The organism is uncultured Aquimarina sp., from assembly GCF_947492965.1.
Classification (GTDB): Bacteria; Bacteroidota; Bacteroidia; order Flavobacteriales; family Flavobacteriaceae; genus Aquimarina.
This window is the reverse complement of the sequence record NZ_CANLOZ010000001.1, coordinates 372,866-394,198: the sequence shown is the minus strand read 5'-3', so window position 1 is coordinate 394,198 and position 21,333 is coordinate 372,866. Positions and strand designations below refer to the sequence as shown.

Annotated in this window: 15 protein-coding genes; 6 read left to right on the top strand and 9 right to left on the bottom strand. The window is 33.9% G+C overall.

The annotated features are described in order from the left end of the window. Positions 1-41 precede the first annotated feature (41 nt). Entirely contained in the window at positions 42-1,379 is a 1,338-nt protein-coding gene (locus tag Q1B37_RS01680) for a RagB/SusD family nutrient uptake outer membrane protein (RefSeq protein ID WP_299894718.1), read from the bottom strand. Between the two features lie 10 nt (positions 1,380-1,389). Next, positions 1,390-4,359, bottom strand: coding sequence for a SusC/RagA family TonB-linked outer membrane protein (locus Q1B37_RS01675; protein WP_299894716.1), 2,970 nt, complete (start codon positions 4,357-4,359; stop codon positions 1,390-1,392). Positions 4,360-4,603: 244 nt separating this feature from the next. Between Q1B37_RS01675 and aspS the strand changes: the two genes are divergently transcribed. Next, positions 4,604-6,352, top strand: a complete 1,749-nt coding sequence (gene aspS / locus Q1B37_RS01670) for an aspartate--tRNA ligase (RefSeq protein WP_299894713.1) — start codon at positions 4,604-4,606, stop codon at positions 6,350-6,352. Positions 6,353-6,433: 81 nt separating this feature from the next. Next, positions 6,434-8,218: a chloride channel protein gene (locus Q1B37_RS01665; protein ID WP_299603846.1), complete on the top strand. Its 1,785-nt coding sequence runs from the start codon at positions 6,434-6,436 to the stop codon at positions 8,216-8,218. Between the two features lie 55 nt (positions 8,219-8,273). Here Q1B37_RS01665 and Q1B37_RS01660 read toward each other — a convergent pair whose 3' ends face one another. After that, a complete protein-coding gene (locus tag Q1B37_RS01660; RefSeq protein ID WP_299894711.1) occupies positions 8,274-10,223 on the bottom strand; it encodes an alpha-amylase family glycosyl hydrolase in 1,950 nt (649 codons plus the stop codon). A gap of 194 nt (positions 10,224-10,417) precedes the next feature. Between Q1B37_RS01660 and Q1B37_RS01655 the strand changes: the two genes are divergently transcribed. Both Q1B37_RS01655 and Q1B37_RS01650 read left to right on the top strand, forming a co-directional pair. Continuing rightward, the gene (locus tag Q1B37_RS01655) at positions 10,418-10,675 is read left to right on the top strand and encodes a hypothetical protein (RefSeq protein ID WP_299603852.1); all 258 of its coding nucleotides are present in this window, start codon (positions 10,418-10,420) and stop codon (positions 10,673-10,675) included. 83 nt (positions 10,676-10,758) lie between these two features. Continuing rightward, a complete protein-coding gene (locus Q1B37_RS01650; RefSeq protein WP_299603854.1) occupies positions 10,759-10,956 on the top strand; it encodes a cold-shock protein in 198 nt (65 codons plus the stop codon). Positions 10,957-11,003: 47 nt separating this feature from the next. Here the strand turns inward: Q1B37_RS01650 and Q1B37_RS01645 are convergent, their stop codons facing one another. The 5 genes from Q1B37_RS01645 to Q1B37_RS01625 form a co-directional block, all read right to left on the bottom strand. Next, positions 11,004-11,837, bottom strand: a complete 834-nt coding sequence (locus Q1B37_RS01645; RefSeq protein ID WP_299894709.1) for a hypothetical protein — start codon at positions 11,835-11,837, stop codon at positions 11,004-11,006. Next, on the bottom strand, positions 11,812-12,594 hold the full coding sequence (locus tag Q1B37_RS01640) for a hypothetical protein (RefSeq protein WP_299894706.1): 783 nt from the start codon (positions 12,592-12,594) through the stop codon (positions 11,812-11,814). Before Q1B37_RS01640 ends, Q1B37_RS01645 begins: the two co-directional genes overlap by 26 nt. Positions 12,595-12,664: 70 nt before the next feature. Continuing rightward, complete coding sequence (locus tag Q1B37_RS01635) at positions 12,665-13,330, bottom strand: 3'-5' exonuclease (protein WP_299894703.1); 666 nt, start codon at positions 13,328-13,330, stop codon at positions 12,665-12,667. After that, positions 13,331-15,250: a DUF294 nucleotidyltransferase-like domain-containing protein gene (locus tag Q1B37_RS01630; RefSeq protein ID WP_299894701.1), complete on the bottom strand. Its 1,920-nt coding sequence runs from the start codon at positions 15,248-15,250 to the stop codon at positions 13,331-13,333. Between the two features lie 108 nt (positions 15,251-15,358). Next, positions 15,359-15,808, bottom strand: coding sequence for a nucleoside deaminase (locus Q1B37_RS01625; protein WP_299894699.1), 450 nt, complete (start codon positions 15,806-15,808; stop codon positions 15,359-15,361). Between the two features lie 82 nt (positions 15,809-15,890). On the opposite strand from Q1B37_RS01625, the gene Q1B37_RS01620 reads away from it, so the two are divergent. Then, positions 15,891-16,814 carry an energy transducer TonB gene (locus tag Q1B37_RS01620; RefSeq protein ID WP_299894696.1) on the top strand — a complete coding sequence of 308 codons (924 nt, stop codon included), beginning with the start codon at positions 15,891-15,893 and terminating at the stop codon, positions 16,812-16,814. 39 nt (positions 16,815-16,853) lie between these two features. Continuing rightward, complete coding sequence (locus Q1B37_RS01615) at positions 16,854-18,623, top strand: 1-deoxy-D-xylulose-5-phosphate synthase (RefSeq protein WP_299894694.1); 1,770 nt, start codon at positions 16,854-16,856, stop codon at positions 18,621-18,623. Positions 18,624-18,634: 11 nt separating this feature from the next. Here Q1B37_RS01615 and Q1B37_RS01610 read toward each other — a convergent pair whose 3' ends face one another. Then, positions 18,635-21,277 carry a T9SS-dependent M36 family metallopeptidase gene (locus tag Q1B37_RS01610; protein WP_299894691.1) on the bottom strand — a complete coding sequence of 881 codons (2,643 nt, stop codon included), beginning with the start codon at positions 21,275-21,277 and terminating at the stop codon, positions 18,635-18,637. Between the last annotated feature and the right edge of the window lie 56 nt (positions 21,278-21,333).

The following is a 21,333-nucleotide window of genomic DNA, read 5'->3' as shown; positions in this document are numbered from 1 at the left end:
GATCTGCGGCGTTTTTATTATATAATTATAAATAGATAATATTATTGATTCTCAGTTAACGGAATTGGAAATTCAATCCAAACGTCATCTGGATTCCCCTCATCATCTATTCTATCAATTGGTAATTGATCCAAAATATTAAATCTTCTTGCATCAATCCATCTATGACCTTCTCCATATAATGAATATCTTCTTTGATTTAGCATTTCAGTGGTAAGTTCTGAGGCCATCATTCCACCAGAATATGATGGTAAGGAAGCGGCATTTCTTATAACATCTAAAGCTATAATCGTTTCAGACGGATTTGCCATAATATTTGCTTCGGCATATAATAAAACTAATTCCTCATTTCTAATTATTGGTATAGGAGCCACTCTAGAATCATACAAGAAAAAATCGTACTCTCCTGTTAAATCATCAAATGTTATCGAACTATTTCTTAAAACTACTTTATCCAATCTGGTATCACCTATTTCGGCATCATTAACAAAAGATGGATGAGCAATTCTAGCCCCAGCAGAACTTGAATTCAAGGCAAAAAACAAGGGATTTGCAATATCCGTTTGGTCCTCTGAGAAAGAATGCCTAGGACCTATAGATAAGTCACCTGCTAAGTCTAAGAAAGAATTACTTAGAAAATTTAACACCGATGGATAATCCTCTTGATACGCCGCTACTCTTGCAGAAATTGCGTTATTAAATTGAAGAAATGTTGATGGCGTATCAAATCCTGAAAACCCCGAAGACATTACAAAAGGAAAATCATTTCCACCATTAGAAATATCATTTGCTCCATCAACCAGGAGATTTCTTATTCCAGTTAAAGCTTCTGTTCTTGATACAAAAGGTCCAAGATTATCTTCATCTGCTACATCAATACGAATACCATTATCATATGTTAGGTTCAAGTTTAATAACAATTCATATGCAATCATTGTTTTTAAAAACCCTCTAGTAACAGATAATTCTTCGTCCGAAAATTGTCCAGATAAATCCTTACTTGGATCAATAAAGCCTAGTATCAGATTTGCATTTTTTACAGTTCTATATCTCGCGGCCCATGGAGCTGTAGTATAGAATGTATTATTATCCAGTATTGAAGTTCCTTTACCTAATAAATCGGCTGTAAATCTAGGATCCGAACTAGAAAATCTCCAATATTCCCTTCCTATTACTGCAACATCGTCATAATAAGTTCCTAATCTAACTCGAGAGCTATAAAATATACCTCCAACTAGATCCTGTAAATCACCTCTAGTTATGTTTTCTTCAAAAGCATCAACTTCAGGATTATTCAAATCCGAAAATTCTTGAACCTCACACGAAACGATCCCAATCGTGGTAAGTAAAAAAATCATTAATTTATATATTGATTTCATATTCATTTTTTTAAAAATTCACAGATACATTAAACATATAACGTTTAGAAGAAGGGAATGGAGTCACTTCTACTCCGGTAAAAATACCATTAGCTCCAAAGTTAGACACCTCAGGATCATAACTATTATAATCAAAAATGTTAATCAAATTAGTTCCAGAAAAACCAAACTTTAAATTATCAACATACCCTTTAGCAAAACTTTCCAAAATATTTTTTGGCAAACTATAATAGAACCCTAACTCCCTTAACCTTAAGTAAGAAGCGTCTTCTACAAAAACCTCTGCTGAAGTCCCTAATTGACTTACCCTATAATCACCATTTCCTAACTGACCAGAGGGATCCAGATCAATATCATCGAAATCATGACTAGTACCATTTAAATCAGTTAATAATGCTGTTAGGTTAATATTATCTCCACCTTTTTTCCACTGAAATAAGAAATTTAGTTCAAACTCCTTGTATTTTACAGTATTATTAAAAGCCATTTGAAAATCTGGTTCGGCATCTCCTAATACCTGTAAACCATTTGGAGTTATTCCAACTATTTGTGTAGCACTTTTACCTTCTTCAATTCTAAAAGTACCTAAAGTAGCCCCAAATGCTCCTATATTAAATGCTGGTACATTAAGTTCTGTAACTTCAGAAGTGTTCTTAAAGAAATTTACTGCTGTATCCCATTGAAAATTATCATTTGCATACGGAGTAGCATTTAAACCAATTTCAATACCATTGTTTCTTAAGCTTCCAGCATTTACAAATTCTGTAGTAAATCCAGAAGAAGGTTCTCTTGTTGGTTGTAAAATAAGATCATCCACGGTTTTAATATAATAAGTAATAGAAGCACTTAATCTATTATCAAAAAAACCTATATCAACCCCCGTTTCAAATTCCTTTTGTCTTTCTGGTTCAATATTGGAATCTCCTCTAGTACCTATTAAACTAATCCCTAATAAACCGTCAGTAGTAAAAGCTGTATAAGAAGTAAATAAAGCACCAAATGGAGCGAAGTTACCGGCTTCACCATATGCCGCTCTCAACTTTAATTGATTCCAAAAACTATCTTCTTTCCAAAAACCAAATTCATGAAGATTTGCAGCTATAGATGCTTTAGGGTAATAATAAAGCTGGTTTGCATCCCCATTATTTGAAGATTTATCTCCTCTTACTCCAAAAGCACCTATTACTTTATCTTGATAATTTATCTCCTCTTGCACGAAAAAACCAGAATCTTCTTGTTTTAATCTAAACTGGTTGATTCCAGTATTTTGTGCTTGATCAACATTACTTTCTGAAGCAACAAGACCACTAGCCGTAGTCAAAAAAGTATTCCTATCGAAAAACTCTCTTGTTAAACCAGCTTGCGTTCTAAAGTTCAATTCGCTATCAGTTGTGAAATTATGAACTAAGAATCCAGAAACGTTATAGTTTTTATTTTGAGTTGCTCCTTGTACCGAAACACCGTTTACTCCTCCATTAGAAGGCTTTTGAAATTGTAATTGCTTAGGAAAAAAAGCCAGTGATTTCTGACCATAAAAATCGATACCTCCTCTAAGTATTAATTCCAAACTAGATTTTTCTGCTTTATACAAATCTAAATTTGCAGAACCTCCCAAAATTATTCTATCAACCTTTTCGTTATTTGTTACTAAATCCCTAGTCTGCAAAATATTTGAAGATCCCAAAGCATAATCTGGATAATTTCCATTGGCATCAGGGAATAAATTTGCCCAAGGAACAGTAGCAGTAAGACCAACTCCTATAGTTGTTCCAGAGTTATCATTATTAAAAAAACCTCTATCAGATGAAGAATGAATATAATTAGAGCTTAAAGATAACTTCACTCTATCATTCATTCTATGATCTAGATTTAACCTTACTGAAATTTTTTCATAACCTGTGTTTTTTACAATTCCTTCTTCATTATTATAGGTTATCCCCGAAAAAAACCTTGTTTTTTCACCACCTCCACTAACGCTAAAATTAGTGTTAGTAATAAATCCCTTCTCACCGAAGACTTCCTTCTCATAATCAACTAACCTACCTGCATCTCTAGCTGCAATAAAATTTGGAACCTCAGCAGCACCAAAACTATCTTCAACTCTTTGTTCGTTAAAATTTCTAGTTCCTAAAAGATTGATAATCTGTGTCCAACCCGTAGATTGCGAAACACTATATTTCGTTTCTCCAGCTTTCCCTCTTTTGGTGGTGATAATTACAACACCAGCCGCAGCTCTAGACCCGTAAATTGCTGCTGCAGACGCTCCTTTTAATATCTCTATATTTGCTATATCATCTGGATTAATATCAGCGATTCTGTTTGTAGGGTTATCTTGGTTCGAAGCACTTCCTCCCGCTGCTGCTGCAGAAACTGCATTTAATCCTGCAGCAATAGATGAATTATCTACATATACTCCATCTATTATATATAGCGGTTGAGTATTTCCTGTAATCGAAGTTGCTCCCCTTAACTTTACAGATAATCCTCCTCCAGGTGCCCCAGAGTTAGCACTTACTATTGCTCCAGGAAACTTTCCATATAGCGCTCCATCTATCGTGGGCGGGGGAGTTGTCCCTACCAACTCTTCTGCAGATATCGAAGCTACTGCGTTTGCGGCATTACTTCTTTTTACAGAAGTAGCTAAACCGGTTACGACGATTTCATCTAACGCTTCTAAAGCTTCAGCAACCTGAATAGTAATCGATCCAGTACTTTCTACTGAAACAACTTTAGTAGTAAATCCAAGTGCAAACACTTTTAGTTTTACAGGAAGATTGTTAACGGTAAGTGAAAAATTACCATCAATATCACTGGCAGTTCCATTATTGGTTCCATCTTCTACGATATTGATGAAAGGTACTCCTTCCCCAGTACTTTCGTTAGTTACTTTCCCGGTTATTGTTTCCTGTGCAAACAGAACGACCGGAAAAAAAAACAAGAATAGCAAAAGCCCCTTGCTACTTAGTGAATGTTTTTTCATAATGATTTGTTTATAAGTTCGGTTAAAACTATTAAAACATTCTTATAAAAAAATGTTAAAACTAACGCGCGTTAGTTAAAAAGATATTGACAATCAATTAGTTATACAGTAAAACCATAAAAAAAATATGTTAAATCCGCACATCAATTACTGTCAGATAATTTTTAGCTTCCATCCTCATTTTTATAAAAACTAGATATTTTTCATCTTAAACTTCTTATTTTTGCAGCCTTAACAAATAGCTATGTACAGAAGTCATTCTTGCGGTGAATTACGCAACTCAGATATTAACAAAGAAGTTACTCTTTCAGGTTGGGTACAAAAGACCAGAGATAAAGGATTTATGATATGGGTAGACCTAAGAGATCGTTATGGTATTACTCAACTTATTTTTGATGAGCAACGTACATCTTTGGATGTAATGGAAAATGCTAAAACTCTAGGTCGCGAATTTGTTATTCAGGTTAAAGGAACCGTGATTGAACGAGAATCTAAAAATCCGAATATAGCAACTGGTGATATCGAAATTTTGGTCAAAGAATTACAGATTTTGAATGAAGCTTTGGTTCCACCTTTCACTATTGAAAATGAAACTGATGGTGGAGAAGATATTCGTATGAAGTACAGATATCTGGATATAAGACGTAACCCTGTTAAAAATAGCTTACTATTTAGACACAAAGTAGCGATGAAAGTTCGCAATTATCTTTCTGACCAAGACTTTGTAGAAGTAGAAACACCATACCTTATTAAATCTACTCCGGAAGGAGCTAGAGATTTTGTAGTTCCTTCTCGTATGAATGAAGGACAGTTTTACGCTTTACCTCAATCACCGCAGACATTTAAACAATTATTGATGGTGGGTGGAATGGATAAATACTTTCAGATTGTAAAGTGTTTTAGAGATGAAGATCTTAGAGCAGATAGACAGCCGGAATTTACACAGATCGATTGTGAAATGGCATTTGTAGAACAAGAAGACATTCTTAACATATTTGAAGGACTTACACGTCATTTAATAAAAGATATAAAAGGTCAGGACATCAGTGATTTCCCTAGAATGACCTATGATGAGGCAATGCGAACCTATGGTAATGATAAACCTGATATTCGTTTCGGAATGAAATTCGGAGAGCTTAATGCAGTAGCTCAACATAAAGAATTTAAAGTATTTAATGATGCCGAATTAGTAGTGGGTATTGCAGTTCCTGGTGGAGCTTCCTACACCAGAAAAGAGATTGACAAACTAATTGATTGGGTAAAACGTCCGCAAGTAGGTGCACTAGGAATGGTATATGTAAAATGTAATGAAGATGGAAGTTTTAAATCTTCTGTAGATAAATTTTATGATCAGGACGATTTAAAAAAATGGGCAGAAACAACAGGCGCCAAAGCTGGTGATCTTATTTGTGTATTATCTGGAAATGCAAATAAAGTGAGAGGTCAACTAAGTGCTCTTAGAATGGAATTAGCAGAACGATTAGGATTGAGAAATCCTGAAGAGTTCGCTCCATTATGGGTAGTCGATTTTCCTCTCTTAGAATGGGACGAAGAAACAGAACGTTATCATGCGATGCATCATCCGTTTACTTCACCTAAACCAGAAGATATTCCTCTATTAGATTCTAAACCGGGAGATGTAAGAGCAAATGCTTATGATCTGGTATTAAATGGAAATGAAATAGGTGGAGGTTCTATACGAATACATGATAAAGAAACACAAGCTCTTATGTTTGATCATTTAGGATTCACTCCAGAAGAAGCCAAAGAACAATTTGGATTTTTAATGGATGCGTTTCAATATGGAGCTCCACCACATGGTGGAATTGCCTTTGGATTTGATCGATTAGTAGCCATACTAGGAGGACAAGAAACTATTAGGGATTTTATTGCTTTTCCTAAAAACAACAGTGGTAGGGATGTAATGATAGATGCTCCAGCCAATATTGATCAAGAGCAACTCAAAGAACTCAATATCAAATTAGATTTATAACTCAAAATGACCAAAATAGAAAAGATCCCGCGCTAAGCGGGATTTTTTGTTACCTTTAATCTAACCAACAGAAATCTTCTTATGCCAACTAAAAAAAAGACTTTATTGCATCGGTTTTTGATTTGGAGGTATCGCCATATTTCTACCAAAAACTTTGTCTTAGTCTTAAGCATACTAGTAGGATTTTGTGCTGGTTTAATATCGCTGCTTCTTAAAAACATTACACATTTGATCCAAGTAGTGTTGGAGAGTGATATTATATCCTGGCAGACATCTTTTTATTTTATCATACCTGTAATCGGATTATTGATAGTTTATGTTATCACAAAGTTTATCTTTAAAAAAGATATCAAATCAGCGATTCCACTAATATTATATTCTCTTTCTAAGAAAGATGGTAAAATAAGACCTGTAAGCGGTTATCTTCCATTGCTTTTAGCACCTATAACAGTAGGATTTGGAGGATCAGTAGGTCTTCTGGGGCCTGCAGTAGGCTCAGGATCTACATTAAGTTCTAGTATAAGCCGAGTTTTTAAATTAGATACAAAAACCAGATTTTTATTAATTGGGTGTGCAGCTGCAGGAGCCATATCTGCAGTTTTTAAATCTCCTCTGGCGGGTTTAGTGTTTGCTGTAGAAATATTTAGTCTGGATTTAACCCTCACCTCCTTGCTCCCTTTGTTGTTTGCTTCGGTATCTTCTATCATTACATCTTATTTTTTTCTTGGAGATGAAGTATTGTTCCGATTTCAAGTACTAGAAAAATTTGATATCTACGATACACCTTTTTATGTAATTCTTGGAGTTGGTACCGCTATTGCATCTATATACTTTACAAAAATGTATTTTGGGATATTATCTTTCTTTGATCGTTTTCCTAAAAAAATTCATCGATTACTTATTGGAGGATTTGCTATTGGAGTGATGCTATATTTTATACCTCCACTCTATGGTGAGGGATTGGGTTTTATAAATGATCTCCTTAATGGAAATCATTTAGCAGCGATAGGAAATACTCCTTTTGATAATATGACCAATAACATCTGGATGATTATAGCTTTACTCACGGGAATTACCATTTTTAAGGCGATTGCAATGACTGCTACTTTTGGAGCTGGAGGATCCGGTGGTATTATTATTCCAACATTAGTAATGGGCAGTGCTCTGGGGAATGTAGTTGCCAAAATCATTAATAACATTGGAATAGGATTTCAGGTTTCGGAAGCAAATTTCACTTTATTAGGCATGGCAGGATTGATTGCTGGTGTATTACATGCGCCTTTAACATCTATATTTTTAATTGCTGAAATTACTACCAGTTATGAATTATTTGTTCCATTAATGATCACAACGTCTATATCATTTATCATTTCCAAAAACAGCATTGAACATAATATCTATACCAGATCTCTTGCAGAACGAGGACTCTTACTTACACATGATAAGGATCAAACGGTGTTAACACTTATGAAATTAGATGATTGTATAGAAACTAATTTTATATCTGTACAACCACATTATACACTGAAACAATTGCTAAGTGAGGCTGTAGCCAAATCGAACCGAAACCTATTTCCTGTAATTGACGAATCTAACACCTTACTAGGCATCGTAACTTTAGACAATATTAGGGACATTATGTTCGATGTTTCTTTATATCATAAAACAACAGTTGAGATGTTAATGATACAAGTAGAAACTTCAATTATCTATGAAAGTGATGATGCTAAAAAAGCCATGCGTAAATTTCAAGATACAGGAGCATGGAATCTTCCTGTGATAAAAGATGGAAAATATTTTGGTTTTATCTCAAAATCAAAACTACTAACCGCTTATAGAAGAAAGCTTATTCATTTTACACGATAAAAAAAAACCTGCTGAAACTAAATTCAACAGGTTTTTATAAACTTAGCAATTCAAACTACTTTTTTATTAATTGAACTACTTGGGTTCTATCATTAAATTCTATCTTCATTAAATACATCCCATTCATTAGATGAGGTGCATTAATACTAAAACTACTATCCTGAATTTTTATCCTTTTATTTTCTAACACCTTCTTACCCGTAAGATCATACATTTCTATATGTATATCATCTCCAGAAAGATTGGTCGTAGATAATGTTACTTGTAATGAATTTGTAAAAGGATTAGGCCAAGCTTTCGCAAAATTTCCATTAGTAGTATCCAATTCATCTATACTTAAAGTTTGAGACGTTGGTTCTCCTATCAATACCAATCCAAAAGAAGTCCCAAAAGTTACCGTTCCATTCGACACTGTAGCTAAACTACCAGAAAAATAATCTTGTAATTCAGTGCCATCAGACCACATACCAAAAACATCTAACGCTCCTACAAAATCATTATCATTACCTGTATATACCAATGCTTTATCCTGTATACCATTTTGATCATATTCTCTTTTAAAAGTATATGGCGCATCCTGTAATTTGGTATGCTCCCCTGCTCCAACAGAAACATGTTCTCTTCTAAATTTTCCTATTTTCTGATAATGCAATAGCGTTAAGGAAGGAATAGAGTTTGGATTACTTAAATCACTAAAATTCATATTGGATCTAAGAGTAGCATCTCCTGTAGCTCCTCCGCCAGGTGTGAGTGTTCTTGCTGTTTCATCTCCATAATAAATTTGGGCAGGTCCAGGAGTCAGTAATAATTTTGTTCCTGCTTCGAATGTTTTTTGACGATTTCGGTCAAAAACTTCTTCTGTATCGTGATTAGTCAAAAAGTTCATAGCACTTTTTCCTTGCCCTAATTGGTTTTGCAACAAATTATCATAACGACTAAAAATACTTTCTAAACCTTCTTCTGCATTAAATCGAAATTCGAAATTAATTAAATTGGCAAATCCATTATTATAATAATCTACATTAAATCCATCTCCCGTAAAAGTTCTTCCCATGCTTGGTGCATTATAGTTAAACACCTCTCCAGTCATCCAGAAATCTAAATCATCTAGTTTCTTAGTTGGATTATTTGTCTTCCACTCTCTCAAAGCGATAATTCCTTCTTCTTCTAGTTCTTTCCAAACAGCTTCCTCCACATGCTTTACTGTATCCACCCTAAATCCATCTACACCATATTTTCTTACATAATCCGTTAACCATTTTATGATATAACTTCTTGGTGATCTGGACTTACCTGTTCTGTTAAAAAAATCATTCAATTCATTTTCTTCACTATCTCTTCTTCCTTCCTGACTCCACTTTTCTAACAACCAATTTGGCAGACTAACATTATCATTAGAATCAGTTCTAATATCTGGTAAATTATCTACCAATTCACAAGGAATTGTTCCTCCTGGACCTTGAAAATTACAATTAGGATCTCTACGAACCCACTCATCTGGCCAAGATTGATTTTGATCCGTGCTAGTATCTGGTCCAACATGATTAAGAACAACATCCATTAATACTCGAATACCATGTTCATGTGCTATATCTACAAATGTTCCGAAAAGCTCATTCGTTCCCAAATTAGCATCGATGTTTGTCCAATCTTTCGTCCAATATCCATGAAAACCATATCCTGCGCCTGGTACCGATCCATAGATATTTTCTACTGGTGGAGTAATCCAGATAGCATTTACTCCAAGATCATCAAAATATCCTTCCTCAATCTTATTAATAAGCCCTTGCAAATCTCCTCCTTCATAATTTCTTAATGCCGGACCATCCTGAGGTCTCCCGTAAGAAATATCATTAGATGTGTCTCCATTCTCAAAACGATCAGTAAGGACAAAATATACTGTTGCATTCTCCCAAACGAATGGTAAATTTTTATCTGATTGTGTGTAACCTATCTTTGATAAACAAAGTATAAAGGCTACTGCAATTAGTAACTTCTTTTTCATTGTGTGAATTTTTAGTTTTTGTTTGTGTTTGATTTACGTATAAGTTTTATTTGTCATGTTTTAGAACCATACTGTTCAAAAAACTTCTGATTGTATCAAAACGGATCTTTTGTAGAACTATTAGATCTCTTTTTTACGAAAACCTTTGATTGTTAATAAATTGTCCGAAATTCATTGTAAAACTCAATTCAATTATGAAATATATAATAAGAATATTATTCGTTGCAGTGGTTATTCTTGTATCCGTAGGTTATTATTATAAAAACACTGGAGATCACCTTACTGGAGACAAATGGGTTGGAATTGGTATCCTTGGAGCTTCTTTTATTCTAATGCCTTTATTCATATACCATAGATGGAAAGACAAAAAGGTAAAGGATTATATGTTGACCGAAGAAAACCTTCAGAAAATGAAGGATTTCACTAAAGAAGAAAAAACTGACAAAAATTAAAATTATGTAAATATTTACATTTTAATAACAACTGTTATTATATTAAAAGCTACCTTTAGAATTCATAATATTATCTTATTACAATGGAAGGAACAGTAAAATTTTTTAATGAATCTAAAGGTTACGGATTTATTACCAACGATGAAACCGGAAAAGACATTTTCGTGCATGCTTCAGGATTAAATGGTGAAGCTCTAAATGAAGGTGACAAAGTAGAATACCAAGAACAAGAAGGAAGAAAAGGAATTATTGCGGCGCAGGTTCGCGTAATTCATGGATAAAGATATATTCGAAAGGTTGCAAAAGACGCTATAAATAGCGTCTTTTTTTATTTTTGTATGCTATATTTATCTCTAAATACTTTGCTTTGAAACATTAGATACTCTAATATTTTTAATCCATCTCTAGTACTCAATATTGCTTGTATCTCTGTCTCCTGATCCAAAAAATCCATAAAATTATAAAACTCTGTTTCTGGAATCTTTAGTTCTTTTATAAAAAACTCTTCTTTGTAATATTGATTTAGTGGAATTTCTGAGCTATCTTCTTTACTTTTTTTCTTAAAAATACCCGAAACTACCTGAATAAACCCTATAAGATCAATGGAAACACCAGCTCCTTCATTCCCGGTTTTTAGCACCGTGTTTTCCACTGGCGATTGTGCATCATTGGGTCTGGCCACACCCATTTGTTTAAGTTGTTCTGCATTCCAAAAAGGAAGATTTTTTATGTAAGTCGGAATATCATCTAGATCTTTCTGAATGTCACCGGTTAAAGAATATTGAGATACATGAACTTCATCCAATGTATTCACCTCTGGTTCTAGAAAAACTATATAGTGTTCTGATCTTAATTGTTCCTCCGTTATTTGTAGTTTCTTTAGTTTAAACTGAACCGAAGAGAAAACAACAACATCTCCAGGATCAGCAGGAATCTCAAAGTAGCCAGACTTACCACTTATGGCTCCTATTTCTTTAGTAAGGTTTACTATATTAATCGCTTCAAGCTCTAATGCATTAACTATAATCTGACCTTTTAACCATGAATTTTGTTGACCAAAGCTTAAGAAAGAAATCAGTAACAACAGAATACTCGTATATCTTTTCATTAAAAATAATAAAACTGGTTTTCCATTATTACTTTCTCTGCTGATTTTCATCATTGAAGATCTTGCTCTGCTGTATCAAATGCTCTAAAATTCTAAGCTCATCTCCTGTTTTTAATATCTTCTTTGTTTCAGCTTGTTCGTTTATATAATCTAGGAAATTATACAATTCTGTTGCTGGGACTTTTAACTCTTCTACAATAAAAGTTGCTTGATAAAAATCAGATATCTGTGGAATCCTAACATTACCACGATTTGTTTTATCTTTTTTCTTAAACAAACTTGCGATCATTCTACCCGCTGCAATAAAATTAAAAGCAGTAGCATTTTTTCGATGATCCACTGTTGTATTTCTAACTGTTTTTGCCCCCATTTCTTTTACAAAAGGAGTTGGATCCAGAACTTTTGCATTAAACATAGGAAGGTTATCCTCAAATGTTTCTATTTTTTTAATATCCTCTTTTGCTTCTCCAGACAGATCATATTGAGAGACTGTAACCTCATCTAACTCATTTACCTTGGTTACTAATTGTATTGCTAGATTCGCTTTTTTCAGATCTTTTTTCGTAACAATATGTGCTTTTTGATAATGTTGAACGGAAGAAAAAACAATGGTATCTCCTTCTTCTGCTTTTATTTGAAAATAACCAACTTCATCATTAATTGCACCTAGCCCTTTGGTAAGATTGATAATATTGATTGCTTGATTTGGTTGTAAAGTATCTGTTACTATTTTTCCGCGCAAGACATCTTTTTCCTGAGCAAAACCTACAAGACCGAGTAAAGAAAATACAACAAAAAGTTCCTTTTTCATTTTGATTGATTATACCAAAAAGACGAAAAACAATAACTGCGGTTGCAATAAGGCTTAGATTTCTACGATACTAGAAAAGTGAAGAAGTAACATCTGTTGGTTTAATTTTCAGTTTTGAAATAATTTTCAAAAAGGCTAATGCAGTTATAAAAGCATCACCAGCAGCCGTATGTCGATCACTTTTGGAAATTTTCAAATCATCACATAATTCATCAAGTGTATAATGATTATATTTTCTTTCCCTACTGTATATTTGATGTTTGGTCTTTCTAAATAGTACTCCTGTATCCAAAAACCTATTTTTTAATGCACCTAAACCTTGTCTTTGAAGCGCACTATTGATCATCCTTCTATCAAAGTCTGCATGATGCGCAATTAAAACAGCATCTTGGATAAATCCCAAAAACATCTCAATAGCATCGCTTTCATGCACTCTTATATATTCATGATTTTTTCGAATTCCATGAATTTCTACAGTTTCAGAATTAAAAACATCCTGTTCTAGATATAATTCGAGCTGATCAGACACATCAATACTCATATTCTGAATTGCCACAGCGCCAATGGATAGAACTCTATCATTTTTATAATCAAAACCTGTAGTTTCCGTATCAAAAGCAATAAACCTAGTTTCTTCTACCTTTTTTTTACTAGTCTGGTTTTCGAAAGAATTAAGATACTCCACCCAAAACTTAGGGAAATTCTTTTTATGCTTATTTGAAAACCAAAAATTCATTTACATATATGTTTTTAATTGAAAACGAACCCTCAATACTTCTTGTATATCTCTAATCGGTCTAAAACACCTTTTAAGCTTTAATTTATCGTTCTTGCTAAGTGTATTTAATTGAATATATCTCCCTGAATCTTTGTGCATCAACCCTTGTCTTGCCCTAAACTTTAATAATACCCTAAAAGCTTTTGCACAACTTTCGAAAAGTTCTTTATTATTTGGTTCTAATGCTGCAAGTTTCTCATAACGCAGTAATGTGTTATTTATTCCTTTTAGATTATGATACAACGCTAAAATTCGTGCACCATCTATTAAGACCATCATCGCTCTTGTTTTAATATCGAAAGTATCTTTATGTTCTCCGTTTTGTTCTACTAAAAATTGTTTAAAAAAGCCTAAAGGAGATGGTTTTTGTAATGCGCTAACACCTAGTAACCCGAGAAATCTTTTGCTCTTGTTCACGCCGTCAAATATGACATCTGATAATTGATTTACTATATTAGTATCACCATATACAGCCTGAAAATCAAAAAATATAGACGACAGCAAAGTGCTTTCTTCAGTCGGAGTTGTCATCCAATCTCTAAACTGTTTCTCCCATTCGGATACCGACATGCACCATCTTGGGTTACTAGCCATCATCTCTGCTGGACAATATTCAAAGCCAATGGTATGTAAATTTTTGGTAATTCTTCTTGCTAACTCTAAAAAATAATTTTGGGTTTCTGGATACCTTATTTCCTCAACATCTTCAAATACAATAGCATTATCCTGATCCGTAATTAATAATTGCTCTCTTCTTCCCTGACTTCCTAATACCAAAAAACTAAATAATACTGGTGGTGAAGAATCCATCTCTTGTAAAGACAAATCAATCGTTCGAACTACTAAGGCGTCATTTATCTCTGAAATAAGATTTAAGATATGCATTGTAGGAATATCTTGCTCTAAATAGGTAGTTAGTAACCTTTCTACTTGTTTTCTGATATATCGTAACCGCTGGATTTTTTTTACCCTTTTGATTTCCTTTATTAAAACTGAAGGATTATTTCCAAAGGATACTAACAAATCATGATTAGAAAAAACACCAACAGTTTTAGAGTTGCGCGTGCCATCTTTAGTAATACAAAGGTGACTTATGTTGTTTTTAATTAAAGCTATTTGTGCTTCTGCAACTGTTATTCTTTTGGAGTACGTTTTTACGGGTGTTGTCATTACTTCTGTAACACGAGATTCGGCTGAAGTTAATCCAGTAGCAACTTTAGCTCTAAGATCACTATCTGTAATAATTCCTATTGGATACTTTTGTTCATCCACAACAACGATCGCATTCGATTTTTTAGTATTCATCTCTATAGCAATATCTTTTACAATAGCCTCAGAAGTGCATGTAAGAGGCTTCTTGCGATAAGAAATAGTGCGTAACGTAGAAAGGTCACTAGCTGGTTCGATAGTAATAGTATTATCTATTTTTTCCCCCTTTTCGGTTTCGGTAAAATAATTTCTAGCATGCGTAGCAAAAGTTTCTAATAAAAAATTATTTACTTCTTTATTTTCATCAATAAAAGGTTTAAAAACGGAAGAAGGAATTGCATATACGATCGACTCTTCGTTAGCCAAAGCAGCCATTCGATAATTCTTTTTGATAATCATAATACGCAATCCGAAGAGATCTCCTGAATCACAAATATCCACGAAGTTTTGAATGTTTTCTGTAGTTCTGTACAACCCTATTGCTCCCTCTCTAACAATATAGAATTCGTCATGACATTGCTCATCTTGCTTAAACACATAAGCTCCTTTTTCTAAATACAATACTCTAATTTGGCTAGAAACAAACAACAATTCTTCTGTAGAAAGCAAACTAAAAGGCGGGAACTGTTTTAAAAAATCCTGAATTCGCTCTGCAATTGTATTTTTCAAACCTTTTAAATTTTTAGTACGTATTGAATAATAGACCAACGATTAAATAAAGTAAACCTCCCTTGATTTCCTTATTACTAAAGTTACGCGATCGAGGTAATATTCAAATCAATTTAGATTTCGTTTTTCAACAAAAAAGCGCTTTAGTATTTCACTACATTCTTCTGCTAAAACACCTCCAACCATTTTGGTTTTTGGATGAAGTTTAGTTCCCATATTAATACATCCTCTTTGTTCATCTCTTGCTCCATATACGATTTTACCAATCTGACTCCAATACAAAGCACCAGCACACATCTGACACGGTTCTATCGTTACATACAAAGTACACTCTTTAAGATATTTACCTCCTAAAAAATTAGCTGCTGCCGTAATCGCCTGCATTTCCGCGTGTGCTGTAACATCTTTTAAAAGTTCTGTGAGGTTATGGGCTCTAGCAATAACCCTATCGGCTACCACTACTACCGCTCCAATAGGTATTTCTCCTTTATCATAAGCCATTTCAGCTTCCTGAAGTGCTTTTCTCATAAAATGAGAATCATCATAGGGATCAAACATAATATATAGCTTAAAGTATCTAACAAACTTAAGCAAAATGGCAAGAAACTTGATAAATCAATAAAACTAACTTCTTCGATTTATGGAAAAATATTACAAAATAACGATTCCTAAGCCTTGCCATAAGGATTGGGATGTAATGACTCCTTCAGAAAAAGGGAGATTCTGCGGCTCTTGTCATAAAACTGTGGTAGATTTTACCAAACTATCCAATACACAAATTCAGGATTACCTTCATGAACATAAACATGAAAAAGTTTGTGGTCACTTTAGAAAAACACAGTTAGACACTATCCATATTACTATTCCTATAAAAGTAATGCAAACTAGATATTCTTTTAGAAAAACCTTTCTATTAGCTCTTCTAATAGCTATGGGGACTACTTTAATGAATTGTACTAATACAGAAGGAAAAAAACAAAAAATTGAAACTGTAACGGTCATAAAAAAACAAGATTCTATTGATGATCCAATACCATCCATAACGAAACCTGAAAAAATCTGTAAAGCAACTAAAGAAACACAAACTCTAGATAGACCAAAATCCAATACCGTTAACAAACCTGTGATTGATAGTACACTCACTGTAGAAGGAGATATCGATTTTGTTGAAATGGGATTTGTTATAACAGAAAATAAAGTCGATCTCAATCAACCTGTTCCTGCTCATCTTCTAGAAACATTCCCAGCATTTCCAAATGTCAATAAACAAGATAGACACAAAGATACCTTTACACGTATGATTAAAGATCACATACAAGAAGAATTTAACACACGTATTAGTAAAGAACTTTTTCTAACCGGCATACAACGGATTTATGTACTCTTTGAAATTAGCAAACAAGGTGTCATTGAAAACATAAAAATTAGAGCTCCGCATCCAAAATTAGAAAAAGAGGCTTTCCGGGTTATCCAAACAATACCAAAACTAATTCCTGGAAAATATCAAAATAAACCAGTTAGAACTACATATAAATTACCTATTCTATTTAAAACAAAAGAATGATCATATAAAGTTGTAATTTTGCTTTTCAAACCATTTTGAATGCCAAATACACTTCTTGACAAGATTGAATACCCAAAGGATCTCAGAAAGCTTTCTATTGATCAATTACCAGTATTAGCACAAGAATTACGCGATTTTGTTATTAATATCGTAGCCACCAAAGAAGGTCATTTGGGAGCGAGTTTAGGCGTTATAGAATTAACTATTGCTTTACATTATATTTTTGATACTCCAAATGATTTACTGGTTTGGGATGTAGGACATCAGGCATATCCTCATAAGATTATTACAGGAAGAAAAGATCTTTTTCATACCAATCGACAATTACATGGTATTAGTGGATTCCCTAAACGTAGCGAAAGTGATTATGATACTTTTGGAGTAGGACATTCCTCCACTTCTATTTCTGCTGTTTTAGGGATGGCTATTGCTTCTAAATTACAAAGAAATATGTCGAAACAACATATCGCAGTAATTGGGGATGCTTCTATCGCTAGTGGAATGGCATTTGAAGGTCTTAATCATGCTGGTGTTACTGATGCAAATATGTTAGTGATTCTTAATGATAATTCTATAGGAATTGATCCAAGCGTTGGTGCTTTAAAAGAATATTTAACCAAAGCCAAAGTAGGATACAAACCCAAAACAGATAATATTATTGAGGCACTTAACTTCTCTTATTTTGGTCCTGTTGATGGTCATGATTTACCTAGTTTACTTAAAACTTTAGAAAACTTAAAAAATAAAAAAGGCCCTAAATTATTGCATATTATTACCACTAAAGGTAAAGGGTTAAAACAAGCAGAAGAAAATCAGGTAAAATACCACGCACCTGGAAAATTTGATGCGGCTACTGGAGAATTAGTTCCTAAAAAAGATACCCAAGAGCCTCCAAAATTTCAAGATGTATTTGGTCATACTATTTTAGAGCTAGCGAGAAAAAATAAAGATATTATCGGAATTACTCCTGCCATGCCTACTGGTAGCTCTCTAAAATATATGATGAAAGAAATGCCAGACAGAGCATTTGATGTGGGTATTGCAGAACAACATGCTGTTACCTTGGCTGCAGGAATGGCAACACAAGGATTGATTCCATTTTGCACCATATATTCTACTTTTCTTCAACGTGCTTATGATCAACTTATACACGATGTGGCTTTGCAAAATCTATCTGTAGTCTTTTGTATTGATCGAGCTGGATTGGTGGGAGCAGATGGAGCGACTCATCACGGTGTTTTTGATATTGCTTATGTAAGTTGTATCCCAAACATGATAGTTGCTGCTCCATTAGATGAAATTGAACTACGAAATTTACTATACACCGCTTCTTTGAGATTAGATAATCCAATCACCATAAGATACCCAAGAGGTAGAGGTAGAATTTTAGATTGGAAAAAAGATATGACAGAGCTTCCAATCGGTAAAGGAAAATGTCTTTTAGAAACAGATTCTGATATAGCAATACTATCTACCGGTACGATTGGAAATAATGTCTCAGATGCTTTGGATACACTTTCAGCAAAAATAAGTCACTATCATTTTTGTTTTATAAAACCATTAGATATCAAACTTATAAAGGAAATATTACAAAAACACAAAATACTCATTACAGTGGAAGATGGTGTTATCCAAGGTGGTTTTGGTAATTCTATAATCTCTTTTGCAAATCAACATAAATCGGGTAATAAAATATATACCTTGGGAATCCCAGATAATTTTATTGATCACGGAACCACAGAAGAATTACAGGACATCTGTGGTATTTCTGCAGAAAAAATAAAAGAAACTATTCTTAATCTTCTTTAGCGATACAACTATTACTGGATTGCAATTTTAGTAGTGAATCTATTTCCTTCTCTGGTTTCGATCTGTAGTAAATAAATCCCAGCTCTTAAATTTTCGGCATTGATATTATAAGAATTATCAAGTAGAATTTCTTTATTATATACCACTCTACCATTTAGATCAAGAATACTCACATTACTCTCTCCAAAACCTCTGGAAACATTAATTACAAAATTTCCATTAGAAGGGTTTGGTGCTATTCTGAAGATATTTTCATCAAAATCTTCAACATTTAAGAAACAAGATACTTCGGATGATGGCGGAATATCAAATGCTTCTGTCTGATCTGTTCTACTAAGAGGATCACCTTGTGAAGCACTCCAACCAAGTCCACGTCTTGCAAACACTTCCCATATTAAACAAGCGTTCGCTCCTGAATTTGCAACTTCGTCTGCCATCAGTATTGCATCACGCCCGTCAACAAAACCAGGATTACAAGATTGCAACTTTAATCCATCGATAATCAACTGCATTGCCAAATTATTTCCTCCAGTACCATTATATAAATCTGGATCAAAACCATCTCTTTCTATAAGAGCCCACGCCAAATCCCAGATCATTGATGCCCATACAGATCCTACTCCGTGAGGAGCAGAAAAATTTGCTTCATTATTAGTATCAGCATAGGTTACAGGATTAATACTCATATTAGTACTATATGGAAATGGTCTAATTCCTCCACCTGTTGTTGGTTGTCCTGCGGCATACGTTCCTATTCCTCTACTATCGTCTCCATCGTCTCCAGATTCTATAGTCATCATCAAGGCAAACCAATCTGACCATCCTTCTCCCATTTGTTCAGTAAATTGGATACAATTACCATTAACATCTCTTTCCGCACAAGAAGTTAAACATCCAGAATTATTAGCTCCTCCGGTCAATCGAGTAGAAATTCCATGTCCATATTCATGAATTACGATTCCATTATCAAAACTACTATCTTCTGCAAAAAAGTTTCTTCCGATATCTGATAAGGTAACATTAATCGTTGTTGAACTCATTTCAGCAATTAATGCCTCTCCATCATCTCTTCCAATCATTACTGCAGGGATGGTAATACTTCCGTCATCTCCTCCCATTGCTATAGGATCCCCAGCAACATTATTCACTACCAAGACAGCTAATGCACCTGCTGCCTGACATCTGGCTACTTTATCATCAAAATTACAAGAACCTCTTCTTACCACAGCAATTCTTCCATTAAGTGCAGCAGCATTTATAATATCAGAACAAGCATCACTGGCGTCTGCTGAAGAATCATCATCGATTGCAAGAGCCAAATTGGCTGTAAGTCCACTCGGAAATTCGGGAGCATCTACATGGCCTGGATTAAAAGAATTGTCAACAGTAGTATAGGATCCTCCTAACGTTCCTCCGTTCACAACAAAAGTATTAACAGATGGATCCGCCTGTGGATTCCATAAGAACATTTGCATTCTTGGGTTAAAACCATCAGGTGGCGTTCCGAAATTAGCATTATTAAAACCAGAACCATCATGAGCATCTGCGAAAACCTCATCACCGTCAGATCCTCCTCTTCCAAAATTATAAAACTGAAAATTACCCGCAGTTTCTTCAAAACCATAATGATACCATACATCATGAACTATATTATTGGCATAAAACAAATTTGTTATAGAGGCTTCTACAAAATTTTCTACCAGCGCATCGGGATCAAAAGGAAAATCAAATATTAAATTAGCTCCACCATCTGCCAAATCTCCAATTCCATTATTAGCATTTACATCTTCAGATGCTATTACATTATTACCTTTCGTTTCCGTGGTCTGCGAATTATGCCAACCCAATGGAGATGCCGTTGGATCTGCTGGATTAGTTACCAAAACTCTATCACCATGATTAGGACTCTCTACAGCTGGAATAGGATAAACCCTATAAGAGCCATTCATTAAAAAATTGTATTCCAAATTAGCAAATCCAAAAGAATTCTTTTGTATTGTAGTCGTAGATTTCTTCTGAGCATGGGAATGATCAAATGTACATTCTGTCATCCAATCAGTTTTATCAACTACTTCTCCATTTAACGCATTTACTCTAGTACTATACCAATGCTTCCCATCTAGGGTATAAATACTAACATCCCAAGTAAGTATTAATGTTTCGTCTTTCCAAACGTACATAGGCTGAACAGGTATTTCCTCTTCAGAAACTTTCTCGTCGTAAAAAACTACTGTTTTATTTTTTTTCTTCTGTACTGTTTTCAAATTAGTAGGAGTATTAATACCTACATCAGAAGCTACATATTGTACAGCATCTTCGGCTAAAATCGAAGGACGTGTTGTATTTACGATTTGTGAAAGGTTTTTGTGAAATTTCTGGGTAGCAGATAATATTCTACCGTTTTTTAAAACGAAACTTCCTATCGCGTTATAAATTGGAATCCCATTATATTCCTGAATAACATATACATTGTTAGCATTTAAGCTGTTAGAAAAAGATTCTCTTTGTATTTGTAACCCCAGAACATCATTCGGAGACATTCCTTCTGCTATTAAATAATCCTTAATCAATTGAAGATTTGAAGATTGCCCATTCGAACTAACGGAATGAAGAATCATCACAAAAAACAGAATACCTACGTAGTATTTTTTCATTTTCAAATTATTTAAATCGATGACTATCTCTAAAATTAGCTGTCTAAAATAATGAA

Bases quoted from the DNA above. Each gene is read 5' to 3' on its own strand.
- Q1B37_RS01680 (WP_299894718.1), bottom strand. From the start codon at position 1,379: ATGAAATCAATATATAAATTAATGATTTTTTTACTTACCACGATTGGG.
- Q1B37_RS01675 (WP_299894716.1), bottom strand. From the start codon at position 4,359: ATGAAAAAACATTCACTAAGTAGCAAGGGGCTTTTGCTATTCTTGTTT.
- aspS (WP_299894713.1), top strand. From the start codon at position 4,604: ATGTACAGAAGTCATTCTTGCGGTGAATTACGCAACTCAGATATTAAC.
- Q1B37_RS01665 (WP_299603846.1), top strand. From the start codon at position 6,434: ATGCCAACTAAAAAAAAGACTTTATTGCATCGGTTTTTGATTTGGAGG.
- Q1B37_RS01660 (WP_299894711.1), bottom strand. From the start codon at position 10,223: ATGAAAAAGAAGTTACTAATTGCAGTAGCCTTTATACTTTGTTTATCA.
- Q1B37_RS01655 (WP_299603852.1), top strand. From the start codon at position 10,418: ATGAAATATATAATAAGAATATTATTCGTTGCAGTGGTTATTCTTGTA.
- Q1B37_RS01650 (WP_299603854.1), top strand. From the start codon at position 10,759: ATGGAAGGAACAGTAAAATTTTTTAATGAATCTAAAGGTTACGGATTT.
- Q1B37_RS01645 (WP_299894709.1), bottom strand. From the start codon at position 11,837: ATGATGAAAATCAGCAGAGAAAGTAATAATGGAAAACCAGTTTTATTA.
- Q1B37_RS01640 (WP_299894706.1), bottom strand. From the start codon at position 12,594: ATGAAAAAGGAACTTTTTGTTGTATTTTCTTTACTCGGTCTTGTAGGT.
- Q1B37_RS01635 (WP_299894703.1), bottom strand. From the start codon at position 13,330: ATGAATTTTTGGTTTTCAAATAAGCATAAAAAGAATTTCCCTAAGTTT.
- Q1B37_RS01625 (WP_299894699.1), bottom strand. From the start codon at position 15,808: ATGTTTGATCCCTATGATGATTCTCATTTTATGAGAAAAGCACTTCAG.
- Q1B37_RS01620 (WP_299894696.1), top strand. From the start codon at position 15,891: ATGGAAAAATATTACAAAATAACGATTCCTAAGCCTTGCCATAAGGAT.
- Q1B37_RS01615 (WP_299894694.1), top strand. From the start codon at position 16,854: ATGCCAAATACACTTCTTGACAAGATTGAATACCCAAAGGATCTCAGA.
- Q1B37_RS01610 (WP_299894691.1), bottom strand. From the start codon at position 21,277: ATGAAAAAATACTACGTAGGTATTCTGTTTTTTGTGATGATTCTTCAT.